Source organism: Beutenbergia cavernae DSM 12333, assembly GCF_000023105.1.
GTDB classification, from domain to species: Bacteria; Actinomycetota; Actinomycetes; order Actinomycetales; family Beutenbergiaceae; genus Beutenbergia; species Beutenbergia cavernae.
In genome coordinates, this window is the sequence record NC_012669.1 from 701,420 (window position 1) to 722,026 (window position 20,607).

A 20,607-nucleotide genomic window follows, 5' to 3' on the forward strand; every position below is an offset into this window, starting at 1 on the left:
TTGGCGACGCGTCGCGCCAGGGCTGCCGACAATGGATGCCGGGACCTCGCCCGAGCGTGGGTACCGTTGGCGCATGTTCGATCCCGCCGCCATCCTGGGTCCCCGCGTCTCCGCCGCCATCGAGGCGGCGTTCGGCCTGCGCGACGTGGACCCGGTGCTGCGGCCCTCCCAGTTCGCTGACGTGCAGGTGAACGCCGCGCTCGCCCTCGCGAAGCAGGTCGGCGCACCGCCGCGGGACGTCGCCACCCGGCTGGTCGCGGCGCTCGACGCCGACGGCGCCTTCGCCGATGTCGCCGCGAAGGTCGAGGTCTCGGGACCGGGCTTCCTCAACATCACGCTGCGCGACGACTGGATCGCCGCGCAGGTGGGCGCCCAGGCCGGCGACCCCCGCCGCGGGTTGCCGACACCGGAGCCGCAGGTCGTCCCGATCGACTACTCCGCGCCGAACGTCGCGAAGGAGATGCACGTCGGGCACCTGCGCACGACCGTCGTCGGCGACGCCCTCGCCCGCACGCTCGAGGCCCTCGGGCACCGGGTCGTGCGGCAGAACCACATCGGCGACTGGGGCACCCCGTTCGGGATGCTCATCGAGCACCTGCTCGAGGTGGGGGAGGACTCGGACGCCGCGCGCCTCCTCGAGACCGACCCGAACACGTTCTACCAGGCGGCGCGGGCGAAGTTCGACGCCGAGGAGGGCGACTTCGCGACCCGTTCGCGCGCCCGGGTGGTCGCGCTGCAGGGCGGCGACGAGGCGACCCTCGCGATCTGGCGCCGCATGATCGAGCTGTCCAAGCACTACTTCAACCGCATCTACACGACGCTCGACGTGACGCTCCGCGACGAGCACCTCGCCGGCGAGAGCACGTACGACCCCATGCTCGAGGGGATCTGCGACGAGCTCGAGGCGAAGGGGCTCGCCGTCGTGAGCCAGGGCGCGCTGTGCGTGTTCCCGCCCGGGTTCACCGGGCGGGACGGGACGCCCCTGCCCCTCATCATCCGCAAGTCCGACGGCGGCTACGGCTACGCGACCACCGACCTCGCCACGATCAAGCACCGGGCGCAGGACCTGCACGCCGACCGCATCCTGTACGTCGTCGGCGCGCCGCAGCACCTGCACCTGTCGATGATCTTCGAGGTGGCGCGGCTCGCCGGCTGGCTCGGCGACACGGAGCCGGTGCACGTGCAGATCGGCAACGTGCTCGGCGCCGACGGCAAGATCCTCAAGACGCGGTCCGGGGCGCCCATCCGACTCATGGCGCTGCTCGAGGAGGCGGTCGAGCGCGCGGGCGCCGTCGTCGATGCGGCACGCGGGGATCTCGACGACGACGAGCGGTCGGCGATCGCGCGTCAGGTCGGCATCGGAGCCGTCAAGTACGCGGACCTGTCCGTGGCGCACGACACCGAGTACGTCTTCGACTTCGACCGGATGCTCGCGCTGAACGGCAACACCGGGCCGTACCTGCAGTACGCCGCGGCGCGCATCTACTCGATCTTCCGGAAGGCGGGGCTCGATCCCGCCGACGCGCGGGGCGCCGTCGTCCTCGGTGAGCCGGCGGAACGCGCGCTCGGGCTGGCGCTCCTCGACTTCGGAGCCGTCGTCGGCGACGTCGCTGCCCTGCTGGCGCCGCACCGCCTGTGCACGTACCTCTTCGAGCTCGCGCAGGCGTTCACGGCGTTCTACGACGCGTGCCCGGTGCTCACGGCCCCGACCGACGAGCTGCGCGCGTCACGGCTGGCGCTCACTGCCGCCGTCCTGGGGACGCTCGTCGAGGGGCTCGACCTGCTCGGGATCGCGGCTCCCGAGCGGATGTGAGTCCCGCCCGCGGGCGGGCGCCGGGCGAGCGACGGGCGCGCGTCAGTCGGTGACGACGACGTCGACCGGCCCGGCCGTCGCGAGCACGCTGGGCGGGGCGAGCGGGTCGAGCGGGTCGCCGCCGTCGACGACGACGTGCAGGGCCACCAGCACGGTGTACTCGCCGGCCGGGAGGCGGTCCGGCGCGGGAGTCTCCGCCGTCGGCGAGTCGCTCGGGGTGTGCTCCTGCGTCGGGTCCTCGGTGCCGAGCGCCTCGGCCGGCGTGCTGTCGGTGGGTGCCGGGCCGGCGGTCGCCCCCTCGCACGTCTGCGCGAAGGAGTGCTCGACGGAGAGCTCGACCTGCTCGCCGGACGCCAGGTCGGCCGCCACCGGTGCCTCGGAGCCGCCCAGCCAACGTCCGACGACGACGCCGTCCTGCGCGATCGTCACCGACGTGAACAGGCGCACGTCCGGGATCGTGGCGTCCGTGAGATTCGTGGCTGTCGCGGTGGTCGCGAACCAGTCCTCCGGCCCGATCGTGGTGGGCACGTCCGACGCCAGGTCGATCCGCAGCTCGCCCAGCGTCCGGGGCGCCTCGAGCTCGGCGCCGCACTCGGGGACGAACGCGACCGCCTCCGGCGTCCGCGTGGGCTCCGGCTCGGGCGTGGTGGGCTCATCGTCCGGTGTGGGCTCGGGCGACGGGGACGCCGACGGCTCGGCCGGCGGGTCGGTCGGGTCGGTGCTCGACGGCGGGGGCGAGACCGGGGCGGTCGGCAGCGGCGTCGAGGTCGGCTCGGCCGACGGCGTCTGGGAGGACGGATACCCCGGATCCGCGATCGGCGGGTCGGCGGGGAGCTCCTGCCGGGCCGCGCAGGCGCCCACGACGGGCAGGACGAGAAGGACCGTCGTGGTCGCGAGGAGCGCCCGTCGGCGCGCAGCAGTCATCATGGCTCTCCCCCTTCTCCTGTCGTGACCGCCCCTCTTCCCTACGCGAATCGAGCGCGAGATGCAAGATCGGCTACTCGATCGTGACGGACTCCACGTCGCTGACGGCGACCGCGACGAGGTGCTCGCCCTCGCCGTCCTGCGCGTCACCCGGGATGAGCAGCGCGACGACGTGCACCTCGTACCCGCCGGGCGGAAGGGAGCTGCCGTCGCAGCCGACGAGGTTGCCGGCCGCCAGGAGCGAGAACGCGCCGTCGGGGGAGGCGAACGGCACGGTGACGGCGTCACCACCGGGGAGCGGCTCGCTGACGGCCCGCCCGTCCTGCACCAGGACGACCTGCCCGAAGACCGTCGGTCCGCGCAGCTCCTGGGTCGTGGTCAGTGACCAGAACCCTTCCAGGTGGTCGGTCGCCGGCCGGGGCGACCGGATCGGCTGCTCCGCCTCGAGCGTGAACCCGGTGGTGATCGCCGGCGGCTCCCAGGCGGCGCCGCACTCGTACGTCCACGGCACGGCACCCTCCGGCTGACCGGACCGCTCCGGCGTCGGCCACTCCTCCGGCTGCTGACCGTCCACCACCGTCAGGGGCCACGGGCCGCCCTGGCCCTGCAGGTCGCCGTCGCCCTGGGCGGGAAGCAGGCCGTACACCTCGTACTCGCCGGGCGGCAGCGTCGCGTCGGTCGGTGCGGTCTCGCCGCACGCGAAGTCGAGCAGCAGCGACGCCGAGAGCTCGAACGTGTCACCGGGCGCCACGGCCAGCGCCGACGTGCCCTCGCCGTAGCCGATGTCCGGGTCCTCGTACGCGGCGACGACGGCGCCATCGAGGCCGACGACGACGAGCTGCGCCTCGTACGGCGTCGTCTCGTCGATCCAGGCCTCGCCCCGGTTCGTCAGCTCGACGACGGCGCCCAGGCGGGTCCCGAGGCCCGCCGGGTCGGCGGGGAACGCGACCGGCTCGGGGAAGGACGCCTCGAGGGCGAGCTGCGAGGGCCGGTCCGGCAACGCGAACGGTTCGCCGCACACAGGCTGGACGGGCTCGGACCCGACGATCGCCTCGCCCGTCGGTTCGCCGGTCGGCTCGTCCGTCGGCGCCTGGGTCGGCCCGTCCGTCGGGCTCTGCGTGGGCGACGGCGTCGCGGGCGGGACCGGCGCGTCGTCGTCGAACAGCCCGGGCAGCGCGGTCGCGGCGACGGCGAGGACGGCGACGGCGGCGACGCTCACGCCGGCCACGCCCAGGCCGCGCACCGTCCGACGACGGCGCACCTCGCGGCGCATCGCGGGAAGCGCAGCCGCCAACGCGTCGGGGTCGACGGGGGCGCGGTCCGCGGCGTCGTGCAGCTCGCGGGCGAGATCACGGAACTCGTCACTCATCTCGATCCTCCTGTCTCGCGGGCCGGTCGTCGTCGGACGTCCGCGCCGCCGGGGTCGAGCTGACCGGCGAGCGTCGCCGACGCGTCGCTGAGGTACCGCTTCACCGTGCCCTCCGCGAGCCCGAGCTCGCGGGCGACCTGGGGCACCGTGAGGTCGTCGTAGAAGCGCAGGATCACGCACGCGCGTTCGCGCGGGGCGAGCACCGCGAGGGCGCGCTCCACGTCGACCCGCCCGGTCACGCGCGACTCGTGCCCGGCGGTCTGCTCCTGGGCCGCGACGAGGTGGCGCACCTTTCGCCAGCGGCCCGAACGGCGCGCCTCGTCGAGGTAGAGCGTGAGGATCGCGCGCCGGACGTACGACTCCGCCTCACCGAGGGCGACGACGTCGCGTGTCCCCGCCGCGTCGATCCGCAGCCTCGGCGTCGTGCGGCGGCGGGCGAACGTCTTCACGAGCGCGTCCTGGACCAGGTCCTCGGCACCGGAGCGGTCGCCGCACAACAAGTACGCGGTGCGCAGCAGCCGCGCACCCCGCTCGCTCACGACAGTCGTGAGCGCCTCCTCCCAGCTCGCCATGGAGCTGCCCCTCTCCTGCTGCTCGGTCGGTGGTGATCACCTTTCACGAAGAAGCACGCTCGAACCAGGCGAACCGTTGGGGGGAGGATTCCCACCCTGGACTCTGGCTAGACTCACCCCGTCCCGGCGGCGACGAGGTCACCGGGCAGGGGCCAGGCGTCGCTCGACCAGCGGCGCCCGTCAAGGAGGACGAATGCTGGAGCTTGGGACCACGAGTCTGATCATCGTGGGCGTCATCGCGGTGGTCGCGCTCGCTTCCCTGGTCGTCGCGGCGGTCCTGCGGCGCCAAGTCCTGGTGGCCGGTGAGGGCACCACCGCCATGCAGGACATCGCGCGCGCGGTGCAGGAGGGGGCGTCCGCGTACCTCAACCGCCAGTTCCGCACGTTGGCGATCTTCGCCGTCGTCGTCTTCGGTCTGCTGTTCCTGCTGCCGGGCGACGGCGGCATCAAGATCGGCCGCAGCGTCGCCTTCCTGTTCGGGGCGGCCTTCTCGGCGGCCATCGGGTACCTCGGGATGTCGCTGGCGGTGCGCGCGAACGTGCGCGTCGCGGCCGCCGCGCAGCACCCGGACGGCCGGGCCGTCGGGGCGCGTCTGGCGTTCCGGACGGGCGGCGTGGTCGGCATGTCGGTCGTCGGGCTCGGGCTGCTCGGGGCGGCGGGTGTGGTGCTGGTGTACCGCGGGGACGCACCCGCGGTGCTCGAAGGATTCGGCTTCGGCGCGGCCCTGCTCGCGATGTTCATGCGGGTCGGCGGCGGCATCTTCACGAAGGCGGCCGACGTCGGGGCGGACCTGGTCGGGAAGGTCGAGCAGGGCATCCCGGAGGACGACCCCCGTAACGCCGCGACGATCGCCGACAACGTCGGCGACAACGTGGGTGACTGCGCCGGTATGGCGGCCGACCTGTTCGAGTCCTACGCCGTGACGCTGGTCGCCGCGCTCATTCTCGGCAAGGCCGTGATGGGCGAGCAGGGCCTCATCTTCCCGCTGCTCGTGACGGCGGTCGGTGCGCTCGTCGCGGTGCTCGGCGTGTGGACCACGCGGGTGCGGGGGAACGAGAACGGTCTGCGTGCGATCTACCGCGGCTTCTACATCTCGGCCCTCGCCGGCGTCGTGCTCGCCGCCGTCGCGGCCTTCACCTACCTGCCGTCGAGCTTCGAGGGCCTCGGCGGCACCGCCGATCTCGGCGACGTGACGGTGGACCCGCGCCTGGCGGCGGCGCTCGCCGTCGCGATCGGCGTCGTCCTCGCCGGCATCATCCTGTGGATCACCGGGTACTTCACCGGGACGACGACGCGGCCCACGCGCCACGTGGCGGCGACGTCACGGACCGGCGCGGCGACGGTCGTCCTGTCCGGCGTCGGCGTCGGCTTCGAGTCCGCCGTGTACACGGCCGGCATCATCGCGGCGGCGATCTGCGGCGTCTTCCTCATCGCAGGCGGCTCGATCTGGCTGTCGCTGTTCCTCATCGCGCTCGCCGGGTGCGGGCTGCTGACGACTGTCGGCGTCATCGTGGCGATGGACACGTTCGGCCCGGTCAGCGACAACGCGCAGGGCATTGCGGAGATGTCCGGCGACGTCGGCGAGGAGGGCGCGAAGATCCTCACGGACCTCGACGCCGTCGGGAACACCACGAAGGCCATCACGAAGGGCATCGCGATCGCGACGGCAGTGCTCGCCGCGACGGCGCTGTTCGGCTCCTACGCGGACGCCGTCAGCATCTCGCTGGCGGAGGTCGGCGACCGGGTCGCTGGCGCTGACGACGCGCTCGTCGCCGCGATGATGAACTACCAGATCATCTCGCCGATCACGCTGGTCGGCGTGATCCTCGGGGCGGCGACGGTGTTCCTGTTCTCGGGCCTGGCGGTCGACGCCGTCACGCGGGCCGCGGGGGCGATCGTGCTCGAGGTGCGACGTCAGTTCCGCGAGATGCCGGGCATCATGACCGGCCAGACGCGGCCCGAGTACGGCAAGGTCGTCGACATCTGCACGCGCGACTCGCTGCGCGAGCTCGCGACTCCGGGCCTGCTCGCGGCCTTCGCGCCGATCGCCGTCGGCTTCGGCCTCGGGGTGGGGCCGCTCGCCGGATTCCTCGCGGGTGCGATCGGCGCCGGAGTGCTCATGGCGGTGTTCCTCGCGAACTCCGGTGGTGCGTGGGACAACGCGAAGAAGATCGTCGAGGACGGGACCCACGGAGGCAAGGGATCGCCGGCGCACGAGGCCGTCGTGATCGGCGACACCGTCGGCGACCCGTTCAAGGACACCGCCGGCCCGGCGATCAACCCGCTGCTCAAGGTGATGAACCTCGTCGCGCTGCTCGTCGCTCCGGCCGTCGTCGCGATGAGCGTGCCGGCCGACGCGAACCACGCTCTCCGCGTGGGCATCGCCGTCGTCGCCGCGCTCATCGCCGGTGGCGCGATCGTGATGTCCCGGCTGCGTGCGACCCGCACCGACGACGCGAACGCCGCCCGGGCCGAGGAGGAGCGGGTCACCGCCGACGCCCAGCAGTAGGGCGCTCCGGGGCGCGCGTCTCGACGCCGAGGTAGTACCGAGCGGGTGAGGTGGTAGGTCGGACCTACTACCTCACCCGCTCGGTACTACCTCGACGCGTCAGGCTGGGAGGTTCCGGGCTGGTGCTATCTGGGCGCGTCGGTCGACGCGAGGTGCACGTTCGCGGGCACGCGCAGCGGGAGGAACAGCAGCAGCCCGATCAGGAGCACCGCCACGATGCCGATGATCCCCGCGCGGTTGAACCCGAACAGCGCGATCGCGAGCGCGAACGCCGCCGGCGCGAGGAACGACACGGCGCGCCCCGCCGTCGCGTACAGCCCGAAGTTCTCGTTCTCGTGCCCGAAGGGCGTGATGCGCGCGAGGAGCGACCGGGACGCCGACTGCACCGGACCCACGAAGAGCGAGATCCCGATCCCGCAGACCCAGAACACGACGGGCGACGGCGACGTCGCCACGACGGCGCCGAGCACGACGATCGCCGTCAGCGAGGTGACGATGAGGCGGCGGGGGCCGACGGCGTCGTCGATCCGGCCCGCTATCCACGTGCCGACACCGGCACCGAGGTTCGCCGCGATGCCGAGGTAGATGACCTCGGTCGTGCTGAATCCGTACGCGGACGCCGCCAGCACGCCGGCGAAGGCGAAGACGGCGCCGAGCCCGTCGCGGTACACGGCGGACGCAACGAGGAAGTGCAGGAGCCCGCGCTCGTTCCGCCACATGTGCGCGATGCGCAGACCGATGTCGCGGTAGGCGGTGACCGGGTTGAGGCTGCCGCGCGAGCCCTCGCCGGCGGGTGTGTCCGGGCCGAGGACGAGCAGCGGCAGGCAGAACACCAGGCACCAGACCGCGCTGAACAGGGCGACGGCCCGGATCGCGAGGCCGTCGTCGGTGGTGACGCCGAACAGCCCGACGTCGGGCAGCACGAACGCGAACAGGCAGATCACGAGCGACACGAGCCCGCCCAGATATCCGAGGCCCCACGCCATCCCCGAGACCCGACCGAACGTCGTCGGCGTCGCGATCTGCAGCAGCATCCCGTTGTAGAACACGCCGGCGATCTCGGAGAACACGGACGCCAGAGCCACGAGGGTCACGCCCAGCACGAGGTACTGCTGGTCCGGTCGCACGAAGAACATCGCGACCATGCACGCGACCAGGGCGAGCGTCGCGATCGCGAGGAGGCGCCGTCGTCGGCCGTAGCGGTCCGCGAGCACCCCCATGAGCGGGCACAGCAGGGCGATGGCGACGCCGGCGATCGTCTGTGCGTTGGAGAGCGCCTGGGTGCCGCGGGTGTCGGAGTCGTTCACCTGTTCCGCGACCGCCGTCGTCAGGTACACGGAGAAGACGAACGTGAGGATGATCGTCTGGAACGCCTGCTGGCCCCAGTCCCAGAACCCCCAGGCGACGACCTGGCGCCGGGGTGCCGGCGCTCCCGCAGCACCTGGCGCGGCGGGGAGGTGCTCGGTGGGAGCGGGCAGCGCGTCGTCGTGGCTCACGGGTGCACGGTAGGCCCTGAGAGGCGCCGGGCGGGGGAGTTCGTCCCGCGTTCACCGGCTCGACGGCGGCGCCTGTCACCCCAGCGCGCGCTGAGACCACGACGTGCCCGGCCGCGGCCAGTGCCGGGCACGTCGTGCGGGCAGCTCAGTGCGTGGCGGCGAACCAGTTGAGGTTGCCGATGGAGGCGAGGCCCGAGCCGAGCCCCGGTTCGGGCTGGTGGTCCGAGTAGATGGCGAGCGCGTGCTCGAACACGGCCGGGTCCCACTCGGCGGCGTCGATCCACCGGGGCGCCTGCAGGTACTGGCCCGACGGCGCGACCCCGGTGCCATTGACGCGCGTGAACACGGTGGCCAGCCCATCGGCGCCCGTCGTGGCGAGCTTGTGCGTGAACGTCCGCGCCAGCGCGCGCAGGTCCGCTTCTCCGATCCCGAGCCGGTACCGGTGCGCGGCCGCCGCGAACTGGACGCTGATGGCGCCGTGGCTCGTGTCCTCGATCTGGTCGGCGCCGTTGCCGGGCGTGCCGTAGCTCGGGTTGTGCAGCGACACGTCGCTCGCCGGGTCCCCAGTGGCGGCGTACCCGGAGAAGATGCTCGCGGTGGAGGGCCAGTAGTGCCACTGGGCGGCGCCGTCCTCCGTCCAGATCTCCGACCGGAGGAGCTTCGCGAGCGCCCGGACCCGGTCGGCGTAGCGACGGCGGCGCGTGAGGTGCGCGAGCTCGCACAAGGTCCGGCCGAGGCCGAGGCTCTGGTTCACGGGCTGGTCGTTGCCGTCGTAGGGGACCGTCATCCCCTTCGGCCACCGGTACGTGCCGCGGCCCGCGCCGAGGTCGACCCACTCGTGGTCGTGCACGGCGACGGCGGCCTCGACGGCGCGCAGGTAGCGCGCGACGCGACCCCCGTACCGGCGCTGCAGGCGCCCCTCGCCCCGGACGATCCCGACGAAGGCCGCGATCGGCGCCGTGACCATCCCGGTGTGCACGGCGAAGATCGCGGGCAGCGCCGTCGCGGCGTAGACGCCGGCTGCGGGGCGCGCGCCGGTGCCGAGGTCGTGCAGCGTGCTGTTGTTCGCCGCGGTCCCGAACGCGTCGTAGACGACGGCGACGGCGTACCGAGCGCTCGCGGGGTCGGCTGACAGCCCGGTGAACTCGTCGGTCGTGCCGCGCGCGGAGTTGCGCACGACGAGCGCGAAGAGGCCGTCCGCCTCGTGCCGGACCTCGACACTCGTCACGTCGGCCGGGCCGCGGGACGTGCGGTACTCGAACGCGACGTCGCCGGCGTCGTCGAGCAGCGGCGCCGAGCCCACCGTGTACGGACCCATCGCGCGCCACGCGGGCAGCGACTCGCCGCGGTAGTCGGTGACACCTCGCGCCGCGTCCGTCCGCTCGAGGATCAGGTCGATGTTCGTGACCATGCGGTCCAGGTAGACCGGATCGCCGTACGCGCGGTACATCGCGGCGAACCCGTCGAGCACGTACGACTGGGCCCAGGCGTAGCCGCCGGTCTCGTTGGCGTTCTCCTGGTCGGGCTGGCCGTTGATGTCGCCGGCGTGGAAGAACTCGTCGTAGGAGTCGAAGACGCCGCGGGAGGTGTAGTCACGCGGTGCGCCGGCGGCGTGTGCGCGCCCGACACCGGTCGCGGGGAGGGTGGCGATCGCGGCGCTGGCGCCGAGACCGAGGGTGAGAGCGGAACGGCGGGACAGGACTGGCGCGACCATGGAGACTCCCTGCAGAGATATGGGCGATTCCTTTCACAAGATAGGGGCTACCGAAATGCAGGGTCTAGAGGCAGTGCGACATCCGTTCCCCCGGCCGCGTCCTACGCGGGCTCGCCGTCGAGCTCGAGCCGGATCTGGTCGGCGTCGAGAACCTCGAGCGCGCGCGTGAGGGCTGTGGAGTCGTAGGTGCCGACGGCGCGCAGGTGGAGGAGCTCGGCACGCTGCGCCTCGATGACCTTCACCCGGAGGCTGCGGTACTGCGCGAAGCGTGAGGTAGGCCCGGCGGACTCCTCCTCGGTCTCCTCGCCGATGCCGAAGGTCGACTCGAGCCGCACCTGCGCCACGACCCCGGCGTCGTACGTGCCGCCGTCGTCGGTCGTCAGGCGGTCGAGCGCGCCGGTAGCGGCGTCGGCGAGGGCGACCTGCAGGCGCTGCCGCTCGTCGTCGCTCTCCGTGGTGTCCGTGCTCGTGAGCCCCAGCCGGCGGACCAGCCACGGCAGCGTGCCGCCCTGGACGAGCAGGGAACCCCCCGCCACGAGGAACGCCACGAGCACCAGCAGCGACCGGGCCGGGGTGTCGCGAGGCAGCGTCTGGGCCGCGGCGAGCGTGACCACGCCGCGCATCCCTGCCCACACGAGCAGGCCGCCCTCGCGCCACCCGAGGCGCGCTGAGGCCAGGTAGTCGACGTCGGCGATGCGCCGTGTGAATGCCAGCGTGAAGCGCGCGCGACGGCGCTCGTACGCGTCCTGCCCGAAGCGTTCCGCCACCTTGCGCACCCGCTCGGGGTCGGCCGCGGCGGCGTCCTCCCACCGCTGCTGGTTGTCCGCCATCGCCGCACGGACCGTTGCGGCCCGATCGGCGCGTCTGCCGAGCGAGCGCAGCAGCGGTGCGAGGAACGCCGCGCGGATGACGACGAGCCCGAGGATCGTCAGTGCCGCGATCCCGACGGCGAGCGCGACGCTCCCGTGGCTCTCCGTGACGTCGGTGACGATGTCGACGACCTCCAGGCCCATGACGAGGAAGACCGCGCCCTCGAGGACGAGCTCGATGGTGCGCCAGTTCTCGGTCTGGGCGAGGCGGTCCTGCGGACGCAGGTAGCGGGTGCTGCCCCAGCCGGTGACGAGACCCGCCGTGACGGCCGCGACCAGCCCTGACGCGCCCAGCTCCTCGGCGGGGACGTACGCGACGAACGGGACCACGAACGAGATCGCCGTGTTGAGCGTCGCCTGGCGGATCGCCTTGCGCGCCCGCAGGTTGAGGATGCCGACGACGCCGCCGATCGCCACGGCCACGACGACGGCGAACAGGAAGTCGCCCACGACGCCCCACAGCGACACCGCCGTGGCCGTCGCCGCGATCGCGGACCGCAGGAGAACCAGGGCCGAGGCGTCGTTGAGCAGGCTCTCGCCCTCGAGGATCGTCACGACGCGCGTCGGCGCCCCGAGCCGCTTGACGATGCTCGTCGCGACGGCGTCGGTGGGGCTGACGATCGCGCCGAGCGCGATGCCCGTGGCGAGGTTGATGTCCGGGATGAGCACGGAGAACAGCCAGCCGAGCAGCACGGCCGTGATGACCACGAGCAGCACGGAGAGCCCGGAGATCGCCCGGAAGTCACGCCGGAAGTCCATCGCCGGCATGGACACGGACGCCGAGTACAGCAGCGGCGGCAGGACGCCCATGAGGATCCACTCCGGTTCGACCTCGACCAGAGGGACGAACGGCAGCAGGCTGATCGCGACGCCGAGCAGCATGAGGACGAGCGGTGCTGCGACCCCGACGCGCGGCGCGAGCGCGTTGACGGCGACGATGGCGAGGATGCCGAGGACGGCGACGATCGCGAACTCCATGACGGTCAGTCTCCCGCCCCGGGTCACCGCGGTGTCTAGGGTGGCGACGTGTCCACCCCGCCGCGCGTCGACCCGGACGGTGCCGCGGCGCTGCGGGCGGACCTCGCACCGTTCACCGTCGACGCGCTCACCGAGCTGCTCGGCCCGGTCGCGGCGTCGGCGCTGCGGCGCGAGCAGGCGGTACCTGCGCGAGCCGTGGCGGCGGCGTCCGACGAGCCCGCCGCCACGCTGCTGCGACTGTTCGTGCTGGGCGACGACGTCCCGCGCCCCGCCCTCGACGCCGCCCTCCCGCGCCTTGGCACCGCGGGCGCCGAGCGCCTCGGCCTGGTGACCGCCTCCGGGAACGCACCGGACGCCGTCGTCCGCGCCACGTGCGACCTGACCCCCTACGCCGCGACCGACGCCGCCGGTGACGTCGCGTGGTGGATCGCATCCGACCGCGGCGAGCTCGCCACCGGCGGCCCGCTGCCCGCCGACTACGTGCTCGGCGTCGGCGGCGCCTCCACCACGCTCGCCCAGGTCACGGTGCCGGACCGTCGCGAGAGGGTGCTCGACCTCGGCACCGGTTGCGGGATCCAGGCGCTGCACGCGACCCGCCACGCGGGCGGCGTCGTCGCCACGGACGTCTCGGCACGGGCACTCGCGTACGCGGCGTTCAACGCGGCCCTCGCCGGCGCGGAGCTCGACCTGCGCGAGGGTTCGATGCTCGAACCGGTGGCCGGCGAGCGGTTCGACCTCGTGGTGTCGAACCCGCCCTTCGTCATCACGCCCCGTACGGCCGGCGTCGAGGAGTACACGTACCGCGACGGCGGACGGTCGGGCGACGATGTCGTGCGGGACCTCGTGACCGGCGTCGGAGCGGTCCTGGCGCCCGGCGGGATCGCGCAGCTCCTCGGCAACTGGGAGCACCGGAGGGGGGAGCCGTGGCAGGAGCGGGTCGAGGCCTGGCTGGTGGAGTCCGGGCTCGACGGCTGGGTGGTCCAGCGTGAGCTGCAGGACCCGGCCGAGTACGCGGAGCTGTGGCTGCGCGACGGCGGCACCACACCGGACCGGGACCCGGCGTCGTGGGCCGCGGGGTACGAGGCCTGGCTGGCGGACTTCGCCGCGCGCGGCGTCGAGGGCGTCGGGTTCGGCATCGTGACGCTGCACCGGCCGACGGCGTCCCGTGCGTCGTGGCACCGGGTCGAGGAGATGACGGGGACCGTGGCGTACCCGCTCGGCGCCGCGATCCTCGCGTCGGTGCGAACCGCGGACCTGCTCGCCGGGATGGACGACGACGGCGTGCTGGGCCGGGCATGGCGCGTCGCCCGGGACGTCACCGAGGAGCGCTACCTCACGCCGGGCGACGCCGACCCCCGCGTCATCCTGCTGCGCGCGGGCGGCGGGTTCGGGCGCACCGTGCAGGCGGGCACGGCGCTCGCCGCGTTCGTGGGCGCATGCGACGGCGAGCTCACCGGCGCCCAGCTCGTGGGCGCCCTCGCGGCGCTGCTGGACGCACCCGCCGACGCGCTCGCCGCCGAGCTCGCCGCCGACGTGCGCGCCCTCGCGCGGGACGGCCTGCTGCTCCCGGCCTGACCCGCTCCCGCTCGACCCGCGAGGCTCCTGAGCCCGTCGTCGTGTGCGCGGGCCCTCAGTGGGTGCGTCTGGTGACCACATGGGTCACCAGACGCACCCACTGAGGGCACGTGCGGACGTGTCCACAGGGCACCGTGCGCCATCGACGACGCGTGCGCCACCCTCCGGGGATGGTCACGTCCGATGATCGCCCTCCACGACGAACTCATCCCACGGCTGTCGCGCTGCTCGAGACGTTCGCCCGCCGCCAGAACGGAGTGGTGTCTCGGCGCCAGGCCGTCGAGCTGGGCGTCTCGCCGTCCTACATCCGCTCACGCCTGAGAAGCGGCAGGTGGCGCAAGGTCCACCCCGGCGTGTACGTGCTCCACACCGCGCCCCTGCCGTGGCACGCCCGGTGCTGGGCGGCCGTCCTCGCGCTCGGCGGTGCTGCGGCGGTGAGCCACGACGCGGCAGCTCACCTCCAAGGCGTCCGTGCGCGACCGCCCAGGAGGATCGACGTCGTCGTCCCGCACACGCACCGGGCACCGAGGTTGGAGGGCGTTCGCGTGCACCGCCGTCGCGGCCTCCCAGAACCCCAGGGCACACCCGCCCGAACCGAACCCGCCGTCACAGCAGTCGACCGGGTCGACCGCGCACACCACGCGGACGACGTCGTCGGCATCCTCACCGAGACTGTGCGAGCGGGAGTCGATCCCGAGCGGATCCTGGAGGCCGTGGCCGCTCGGAGCCGGATGCGGCATCGGCGGCTCGTTCTTGACGTGCTGGCGGCCGCCGTCGCCGGGGTGGAGTCCCCGCTCGAGTACCGCTATCACCGGGACGTAGAGCGAGCCCACGGCTTGCCGACCTCGCGGCTGCAGGTCCGTGAGGTGGTCGGTGGCCGGTGGATCCGCGCCGACGTCGTCTACGAGGAGTACTCGATGCGATCCGAGCTGGACGGCGAGCTCGGCCATCCGGGCGGCCGGACCGATAGCGACACCTGGCGGGACAACGACGTCGTCCTCGACCGCGGGCAGGTCACCCTGCGGTATCGGTGGGGCCACGTGGCGGGTCGGTCGTGCGCCGTGGCCGGCCAGGTGGGCCGGGGACTGCGGACCGGCGGCTGGGCAGGTTCGCCCCGGCGGTGTGGGCCGCCGTGCCGCCTGGAGGCATGATCGGGTGCGTCTGGTGACCCATGTGGTCACCAGGTGCACCCGCTCAGGCCGCGAGCAGGCCCATCGCCCCCGCGAGCCGCACGATGGCGGCGTGCACGGGGTCGTGCACCTCGAGGTAGTCGGTCGCCTCGTGCGGCGGGAGCGTCAGCACCTCGACGACCGTCTCGCCGTCGTCGGGATTCGTGGGCGCGCCGGCGAGGCGCACGTCGGCGACAGCCCAGGACCAGTGCGCCTGCGGGTGCGGCAGGTGGGGGCGGTACGGCGCGGGTCGATCGCTGTCCGCCACGTGCGAGCCGACGTGGCGGAGGTCGCCGACCAGCTCCGCCCCGGCCTCCTCGAGCAGCTCCCGGCGGGCGAGTGCGAGCAGGGTCTCGCCGGGTTCGCGCGTCCCGCCGGGGAGGAACCGGTGGTCCTGGTCGCTGCGGCAGACGACGACGTGACCCCCGGGCGTGACCGCGACCACGTGGAGACGCGACACCAGAGGGTCCGGGGCGGCCGCCGTCGTGAACGAGGTGCGACACCCGGCGTACGCCACGTACGTCTCGCTGAACAGGTCGGGGAAGCGGGTCCGCCACGCGGCGTCGGGCTCGTGCACCCGGCCCACTCTGCCAGGGGGCCGCTCACCCCTGGCGCACGTCTCTCAGCCGGCCGCGCTCGGCGCCGCGATCACGCGCCGCCGCAGTGCCACGAAGAACAGCACGAGCCCCACCGTGAGCAGGATGTGGCCCAGCCCCGCGATGCCCGCGATCATCTTCGTCGACTCCTGGCCGGCCACCGTCAGCGTGCCGTGCCAGATCATCATCGCCGAGCTCAGGACGACGCCGGCGTTGTACGTCCACAGGAACCACCGGAACAGCCGGGGCGACGCCGAGACGGTGAACACCTTCTCGAGCACGAGCGCGATGAGCAGGACGATCACGCCCAGCGTCAGCAGGTGGGTGTGCGCGACGGCGAGCTGTGTGCTGCCGGTGAACTCGTAGTGCTTCGTGAGCTCGCGGTAGTAGAGGCCGGAGGCCAGGCCCGCGACCAGGTAGGCCGCGGCGGCATGGAACAGCTGCTTCACGTGGGGTGTCCTCAGGGTCGATGAGTGGCCCGTTGCGGGCCCTGCGTCGACGCTACGGACGCCGTCGCGCGCGACATCGGCCGAAAGGTTGAGTTCCCGCCGTCGCGCACGCCGCGGGAGCGGGACCCCGGGCTCAGGAGGCGAGCCAGCCGCCGTCGACGGCGAGCACCTGACCGTGCACGTAGGACGCGGCGTCGGAGGCGAGGAACACCGCGGGTCCGACCATGTCCTCCGGCGTCGCCCACCGGCCCGCCGGGATCCGCGCGGTGATCTCGGCCGCTCGCTCGTCGTCGGCCCGCAAGGCGGCAGTGTTCGCTGTGACGACGTACCCCGGCGCGAGGGCGTTGACCCCGACGCCGCGGCCCGCCCACTCGCTCGCCAGGGCACGCGTCAGCCCGACGACGGCGTGCTTGCTCGCCGCGTAGGCCGCCACGTTCCGGCCGCCCTGGAACGAGAGCATCGACGCGATCGTGACGATGCGCCCGGAGCCGTGCGCGAGCATCGCGGTCCCGAACGAGCGGCTCAGCACCCAGGCGGCGTCGAGGTTCACCGTGAGGACCTCGCGCCACCGGCCCAGCGACACCTCCTCCGCGGGTGCCCTGGCGATGATGCCCGCGTTGTTCACGAGCACGTCCACGCGCCGGGTGGCGGCGAGCTCCTCCGCGACGTTGGCCGCGCCCTCCAGGTCCGCCAGATCGGCCACGACCGCCTCGGCCGACCCGCCGCCGTCAGCGATCTCGTCAGCGACCTCCTTGACGCCGTCGGTCCGGCCCCAGGCGAGGACGTGCGCACCGGCACGCGCGTAACCGTGCGCGATGGCGCGCCCGATGCCCGAACCGGCGCCGGTGACGACGGCGGTGCGGCCGGCGAGCGAGAACGGTCCCGTCATCGCAGGTCCGCCACGGCGACGGCGTCCATGTCGTCGAACGCCTGGTTCTCCCCGGCCATCGCCCACACGAACGAGTACGCGGCCGTCCCCGCGCCGGTGTGCACCGACCACGGCGGGCTGACGACCGCCTGCCCGTCCCCGACCACGAGCGTGCGCAGCTCGTCCGGCCGCCCGCACAGGTGAATCACGCGGCCCTCCGCCCCGAGCCCGGTGTACAGGTAGACCTCGGTGCGGCGGTCGTGGGTGTGGGGCGGCATCGTGTTCCACACGCTGCCCGGCTCGAGCGTCGTGATCCCCAGCACGAGCCGCTCCGACGCGACGCCACCCGCGTGCACGTACCGCCGCAGAGACCGCACGTTCGACGCCGCCGGCTCCCCGAGGTGCAGCGTCTCGGCGTCGGCCGCGCGGGCGAGCGTCGTCGGGTGCCGGGCGCCCGCCGGGGCGGACACGAGGTAGAAGCGCGTGTCGCCGGCGAACGCGACGGACGAGGCCCCCACCCCGACGTACAGCACGTCGTGGTGGCCGAGGTCGAAGGCCGAGCCGTCGACGGTGACGGTGCCCGCGCCGTCGCCGACGTTGACGACGGCGAGCTCGCGGCGGGCGCAGAACGTCGCGGTCCGCAGCTCCGCCGGCGGCTCGAGCGTGAGGGGTGCGCCGTCGGGGACGGCGCCGCCGATGACGATGCGGTCGTCGTGCGTGAGGGTGAGGCGCACCTCGCCGGGTGCGAACAGGTCCTCGACGAGGAAGCGGGCGCGCAGCTCCTCGGGGTCGAGCCGGGCGGCGTCGTCGGGGTGGGTCGAGTGTCGGATGTCCACGGGGCTCCTCAGCGGGCGACGGCGTCGGTCGTGACGGGTGCGGTCAGCGGGATCGCGAAGCCGGGTGCGTCCGGCACCGCCAGGACGCCGTCGGTCAGCGCGTACGCGGAGGTGTCAGCGCCCTCGGTGCGGCCGGGCACCCCCTCGACGGTGAGGACGTTCCCGAGCCCTGCGGCCATCTGCGCCGCGTAGAGCGTCTTGAGCGGCATCCCCCACGCGTGGGGCGAGGCGGCGACGCCGAGCTCGGCCAGCGTGGGCATGATCCGGCGCCACGCCGTGAGCCCGTACGAGACGACGTCCATGAGCAGCACGTCCAGGAGCCCGGCCGCGGCGAGCTCCAGGAGCTGCGGCTCGTCCGGCTCGAACTCGCCGTCGGCGACGAGCGTGCGGCTGCCCGTGGAGGCGAGGTGATCCCGCAGCAGACGCAGGCCGTCGGCCTCCTCCTGGAACGGCTCCTCGACCCAGAACAGGTCGCAGTCCGCGACGGCGGTGAGGAACCGGATCGTGCGCTCGGGGCTGAACCCGTTGTTGGCGTCGACCAGGAGGCGGGCGTCCGGGTAGGCCTCGCGCACCGCCCGCGTCACCTCGACGTCCCGCGCGAAGCCGGCCTCCGTCTCCATCCAGCGGTTGCCGCGGCCGATCTTGAGCTTGAACGCGCGGAACCCCGCCGCCCAGTCCTCAGCGCAGTTCGCGAGCACCGCCTCCAGGCCGCGCGGGGCGTCGTCCGGGTCGAGGTCGTCGAAGTAGATCGCCCCGGAGTACGTGGTGACCTCGGACTCTCCGAGGCCGCCGAGCAGCGTGTGCGCCGGGACGTCGAGGATCGTCGCCGCGAGGTCGTGCAGCGCGAAGTCCAGCGGAAGGGCCGCGGTGTCGGTCACGCCGGCCGCCGGGTCGAAGACGTCGAGCAGCGGGCGGCCGACGACGGCGTCAGCACCGTCGAGCGAGCCCTCGACGACACCCCAGCCGCTCGCCCCGGCGTCGGTCCGCACGATCACCGCCGTCGTGTCGAAGCCGGTGCCGTGGTTCCCGATCCGGGCGTTGCGGCCGACGTTGCGCGGGTAGCGGGTGCTGACTCTCGACGTCTCGATCGAGGCGATGCGGTGGTCGGCGAGCATGGTGGAAGGGCCTCCAGTGGTGGTGCGGGGGTCAGGGGGAGGAGCCGAGGTCACGGCTCAGGGCGGACACGGTGTCGACGACGGCGGTGACGATCGCGTCCTGCTTGGCGAGGATGCGCTCGGCGGGGCCGCCGACGCTCACCGAGGCGACGGGAGCGCCGCGGTGGTCTCGGACGGCGGCGGCGATGCACCGGACCTCGGGCTCGAGCTCGCCGTCGTCGATCGCGTACCCGCGTGCGGCCGTCGCGTCGAGCTCTGCGCGCAGCGACGGCAGATCGGTGAGCGTCGACGCCGTCACGGGACGCAGGTCCAGCCCGGCGATCGCCTCCTCCCGCTGGGACGGCGGCAGCGCGGCGAGATAGGCCTTGCCGAGGCCGGTGCCGTAGATCGGCCTGCGGCTGCCGGGCTTGGCAGTCATCGTCACGGCGCTCGGGCCGACCTCCTGCAGCACGTAGACCACCTCCGCGCCGTCGACCGTCGCGAGGAACGCCGTCTCCCGCACCGTCTCGACGAGCGTGCGCAGGCGACCGGCCGCGAGCTCGAACAGGTCGACGCCACCGAGCGCCTGCAGCCCGAGCCGCACGGCCGTGCCGCCGAGCCGGACGCCGCCGCCGTCGGACGGCTCGGACAGGAACCCGCGATCGCGGAGCTGGGACACGAGCCGGTACGCGGCGCTGCGTGAGATCTCGAGCTCGGCGGCGATCTCACCGACGCCGACGCGTCCGTGCTCGGCGACGAACTCGAGGATCGTGAGGCCTCGGGCCAGGGTTCCGGACGTCGACTCGTTGGTCGCGGCGGTGCGGGGGCTCATGCCGGACATCCTCGCGGATGCCGGTGGGACGAGAGCGGTCATCCCTTGAGACCCGAGCGGGAGACGCCCGCGATGATGTACCGCTGCGCGAAGGCGTAGATGAGCAGGACCGGGATGCTCGCGAGCACGGCTCCGGCCATGATCGCCGGGAAGTCGGTCCCGTACGCGCTGCGGAGCGTCGCCAGGCCCGCGGGGAGCGTGAGGCTCTCCGGGTTGAACAGGACGTACAGCGGCCACAGGAAGTCGTTCCAGCTCGCGAGGAACGACAGCACCGCGAGCGTCGCCAGCGGCGCCGTCGAGAGCGGGAGCACCACCCGCCAGAAGATCTGCCAGCGGTTCGCGCCGTCCAGCACGGCCGCTTCCTCCAGCTCGCCCGGGATCGAGAGGAAGAACTGCCGGAGGAAGAACACGCCGAACGCTGACGCCGCGCCGGGGATCACGAGGGCCCACATGGTGTCGAGCCAGTCGAACGCGTCGACGATGAGGTAGTTCGGCATGAGGAACACGAAGCCCGGGACGAACATCGTGCTGACGATGAGACCGAAGGCGACGTTCTTGCCGGGGAAGGTCATCCGGGCGAGCGAGTAGGCGGCGAGCGACGCGGTGAGCAGCACCAGCACGGTGTGCGCGACGCCGACCAGGACGCTGTTCGCCAGCCACCGCAGCACGGGCGCCTGCGGATCGGAGAAGAGCACCGTGTAGCCGTCCGTCGAGAACTCCGGCGGGATCCACTGCGGCGGGAGCGCCGTCGCGTCGCCGGCCGTCTTGAACGACGTCGAGATCATCCAGAGGATCGGTGCGAAGAACGCCACGGACAGGACGAACAGCACGAGGTAGAACGGGACCCGGGTCCACGGGCGGGTGGGCCGCTGGTGCACGACGTGCCGCACGTCGCCGTCGGTCATGGCGCCGGAGCTGGCGGGAGCGGGCGTGAGCGTGGCCAT

The 20,607-nt window shown here is 73.2% G+C and carries 17 protein-coding genes; 4 read left to right on the top strand and 13 right to left on the bottom strand.

Annotated elements, in window-relative coordinates; genetic code table 11:
* Positions 1 to 73 precede the first annotated feature (73 nt).
* Positions 74 to 1,813, top strand: coding sequence for an arginine--tRNA ligase (gene argS, locus BCAV_RS03175; RefSeq protein WP_043346487.1), 1,740 nt, complete (start codon positions 74 to 76; stop codon positions 1,811 to 1,813).
* A 42-nt stretch (positions 1,814 to 1,855) separates the two neighbouring features.
* On the opposite strand, the gene BCAV_RS03180 is transcribed toward argS, so the two are convergent.
* The 3 genes from BCAV_RS03180 to BCAV_RS03190 form a co-directional block, all read right to left on the bottom strand.
* Positions 1,856 to 2,740, bottom strand: coding sequence for a hypothetical protein (locus tag BCAV_RS03180; RefSeq protein ID WP_043346488.1), 885 nt, complete (start codon positions 2,738 to 2,740; stop codon positions 1,856 to 1,858).
* Between the two features lie 70 nt (positions 2,741 to 2,810).
* A complete protein-coding gene (locus tag BCAV_RS03185; protein WP_012725674.1) occupies positions 2,811 to 4,106 on the bottom strand; it encodes a hypothetical protein in 1,296 nt (431 codons plus the stop codon).
* Positions 4,103 to 4,678, bottom strand: a complete 576-nt coding sequence (locus tag BCAV_RS03190) for a sigma-70 family RNA polymerase sigma factor (RefSeq protein ID WP_012725675.1) — start codon at positions 4,676 to 4,678, stop codon at positions 4,103 to 4,105. The genes BCAV_RS03185 and BCAV_RS03190 overlap by 4 nt, the downstream gene beginning before the upstream one ends.
* Positions 4,679 to 4,871: 193 nt before the next feature.
* On the opposite strand from BCAV_RS03190, the gene BCAV_RS03195 reads away from it, so the two are divergent.
* Complete coding sequence (locus tag BCAV_RS03195) at positions 4,872 to 7,187, top strand: sodium-translocating pyrophosphatase (protein WP_012725676.1); 2,316 nt, start codon at positions 4,872 to 4,874, stop codon at positions 7,185 to 7,187.
* Positions 7,188 to 7,312: 125 nt separating this feature from the next.
* On the opposite strand, the gene BCAV_RS03200 is transcribed toward BCAV_RS03195, so the two are convergent.
* The 3 genes from BCAV_RS03200 to BCAV_RS03210 all read right to left on the bottom strand — a co-directional run bounded on the left by BCAV_RS03200 (position 7,313) and on the right by BCAV_RS03210 (position 12,244).
* Complete coding sequence (locus tag BCAV_RS03200) at positions 7,313 to 8,683, bottom strand: MFS transporter (protein WP_012725677.1); 1,371 nt, start codon at positions 8,681 to 8,683, stop codon at positions 7,313 to 7,315.
* A 145-nt stretch (positions 8,684 to 8,828) separates the two neighbouring features.
* The gene (locus tag BCAV_RS03205) at positions 8,829 to 10,397 is read right to left on the bottom strand and encodes a hypothetical protein (protein WP_012725678.1); all 1,569 of its coding nucleotides are present in this window, start codon (positions 10,395 to 10,397) and stop codon (positions 8,829 to 8,831) included.
* Between the two features lie 101 nt (positions 10,398 to 10,498).
* The gene (locus BCAV_RS03210) at positions 10,499 to 12,244 is read right to left on the bottom strand and encodes a cation:proton antiporter (RefSeq protein ID WP_012725679.1); all 1,746 of its coding nucleotides are present in this window, start codon (positions 12,242 to 12,244) and stop codon (positions 10,499 to 10,501) included.
* Between the two features lie 48 nt (positions 12,245 to 12,292).
* On the opposite strand from BCAV_RS03210, the gene BCAV_RS03215 reads away from it, so the two are divergent.
* Both BCAV_RS03215 and BCAV_RS03220 read left to right on the top strand, forming a co-directional pair.
* Entirely contained in the window at positions 12,293 to 13,819 is a 1,527-nt protein-coding gene (locus BCAV_RS03215; RefSeq protein WP_012725680.1) for a DUF7059 domain-containing protein, read from the top strand.
* Positions 13,820 to 13,989: 170 nt separating this feature from the next.
* Positions 13,990 to 14,970: a type IV toxin-antitoxin system AbiEi family antitoxin domain-containing protein gene (locus BCAV_RS03220; protein WP_050761608.1), complete on the top strand. Its 981-nt coding sequence runs from the start codon at positions 13,990 to 13,992 to the stop codon at positions 14,968 to 14,970.
* 43 nt (positions 14,971 to 15,013) lie between these two features.
* Here the strand turns inward: BCAV_RS03220 and BCAV_RS03225 are convergent, their stop codons facing one another.
* From BCAV_RS03225 to BCAV_RS03255, 7 genes are all read right to left on the bottom strand, one after another.
* Positions 15,014 to 15,565, bottom strand: coding sequence for an NUDIX domain-containing protein (locus tag BCAV_RS03225; protein WP_012725682.1), 552 nt, complete (start codon positions 15,563 to 15,565; stop codon positions 15,014 to 15,016).
* 45 nt (positions 15,566 to 15,610) lie between these two features.
* Positions 15,611 to 16,033 carry a DUF2871 domain-containing protein gene (locus BCAV_RS03230; protein ID WP_012725683.1) on the bottom strand — a complete coding sequence of 141 codons (423 nt, stop codon included), beginning with the start codon at positions 16,031 to 16,033 and terminating at the stop codon, positions 15,611 to 15,613.
* A gap of 133 nt (positions 16,034 to 16,166) precedes the next feature.
* Positions 16,167 to 16,922 (bottom strand): SDR family oxidoreductase, encoded by a 756-nt coding sequence (locus BCAV_RS03235; RefSeq protein ID WP_012725684.1) that lies wholly within the window; start codon positions 16,920 to 16,922, stop codon positions 16,167 to 16,169.
* The gene (kduI, locus tag BCAV_RS03240; protein ID WP_012725685.1) at positions 16,919 to 17,737 is read right to left on the bottom strand and encodes a 5-dehydro-4-deoxy-D-glucuronate isomerase; all 819 of its coding nucleotides are present in this window, start codon (positions 17,735 to 17,737) and stop codon (positions 16,919 to 16,921) included. Before kduI ends, BCAV_RS03235 begins: the two co-directional genes overlap by 4 nt.
* Positions 17,738 to 17,745: 8 nt before the next feature.
* A complete protein-coding gene (locus tag BCAV_RS03245; RefSeq protein WP_012725686.1) occupies positions 17,746 to 18,852 on the bottom strand; it encodes an enolase C-terminal domain-like protein in 1,107 nt (368 codons plus the stop codon).
* Positions 18,853 to 18,883: 31 nt separating this feature from the next.
* On the bottom strand, positions 18,884 to 19,663 hold the full coding sequence (locus tag BCAV_RS03250; RefSeq protein WP_012725687.1) for an IclR family transcriptional regulator: 780 nt from the start codon (positions 19,661 to 19,663) through the stop codon (positions 18,884 to 18,886).
* Between the two features lie 38 nt (positions 19,664 to 19,701).
* Positions 19,702 to 20,607: a carbohydrate ABC transporter permease gene (locus BCAV_RS03255; protein WP_012725688.1), complete on the bottom strand. Its 906-nt coding sequence runs from the start codon at positions 20,605 to 20,607 to the stop codon at positions 19,702 to 19,704.

Excerpts from the sequence above, each read along its gene's own strand:
- BCAV_RS03235 (WP_012725684.1), bottom strand. The coding sequence starts at position 16,922 with ATGACGGGACCGTTCTCGCTCGCCGGCCGCACCGCCGTCGTCACCGGC.
- BCAV_RS03205 (WP_012725678.1), bottom strand. The coding sequence starts at position 10,397 with ATGGTCGCGCCAGTCCTGTCCCGCCGTTCCGCTCTCACCCTCGGTCTC.
- BCAV_RS03180 (WP_043346488.1), bottom strand. The coding sequence starts at position 2,740 with ATGATGACTGCTGCGCGCCGACGGGCGCTCCTCGCGACCACGACGGTC.
- BCAV_RS03255 (WP_012725688.1), bottom strand. The coding sequence starts at position 20,607 with ATGGCCACGCTCACGCCCGCTCCCGCCAGCTCCGGCGCCATGACCGAC.
- BCAV_RS03220 (WP_050761608.1), top strand. The coding sequence starts at position 13,990 with ATGGTCACGTCCGATGATCGCCCTCCACGACGAACTCATCCCACGGCT.
- BCAV_RS03195 (WP_012725676.1), top strand. The coding sequence starts at position 4,872 with ATGCTGGAGCTTGGGACCACGAGTCTGATCATCGTGGGCGTCATCGCG.
- BCAV_RS03250 (WP_012725687.1), bottom strand. The coding sequence starts at position 19,663 with ATGAGCCCCCGCACCGCCGCGACCAACGAGTCGACGTCCGGAACCCTG.
- BCAV_RS03185 (WP_012725674.1), bottom strand. The coding sequence starts at position 4,106 with ATGAGTGACGAGTTCCGTGATCTCGCCCGCGAGCTGCACGACGCCGCG.
- BCAV_RS03245 (WP_012725686.1), bottom strand. The coding sequence starts at position 18,852 with ATGCTCGCCGACCACCGCATCGCCTCGATCGAGACGTCGAGAGTCAGC.
- argS (WP_043346487.1), top strand. The coding sequence starts at position 74 with ATGTTCGATCCCGCCGCCATCCTGGGTCCCCGCGTCTCCGCCGCCATC.
- BCAV_RS03190 (WP_012725675.1), bottom strand. The coding sequence starts at position 4,678 with ATGGCGAGCTGGGAGGAGGCGCTCACGACTGTCGTGAGCGAGCGGGGT.
- BCAV_RS03210 (WP_012725679.1), bottom strand. The coding sequence starts at position 12,244 with ATGGAGTTCGCGATCGTCGCCGTCCTCGGCATCCTCGCCATCGTCGCC.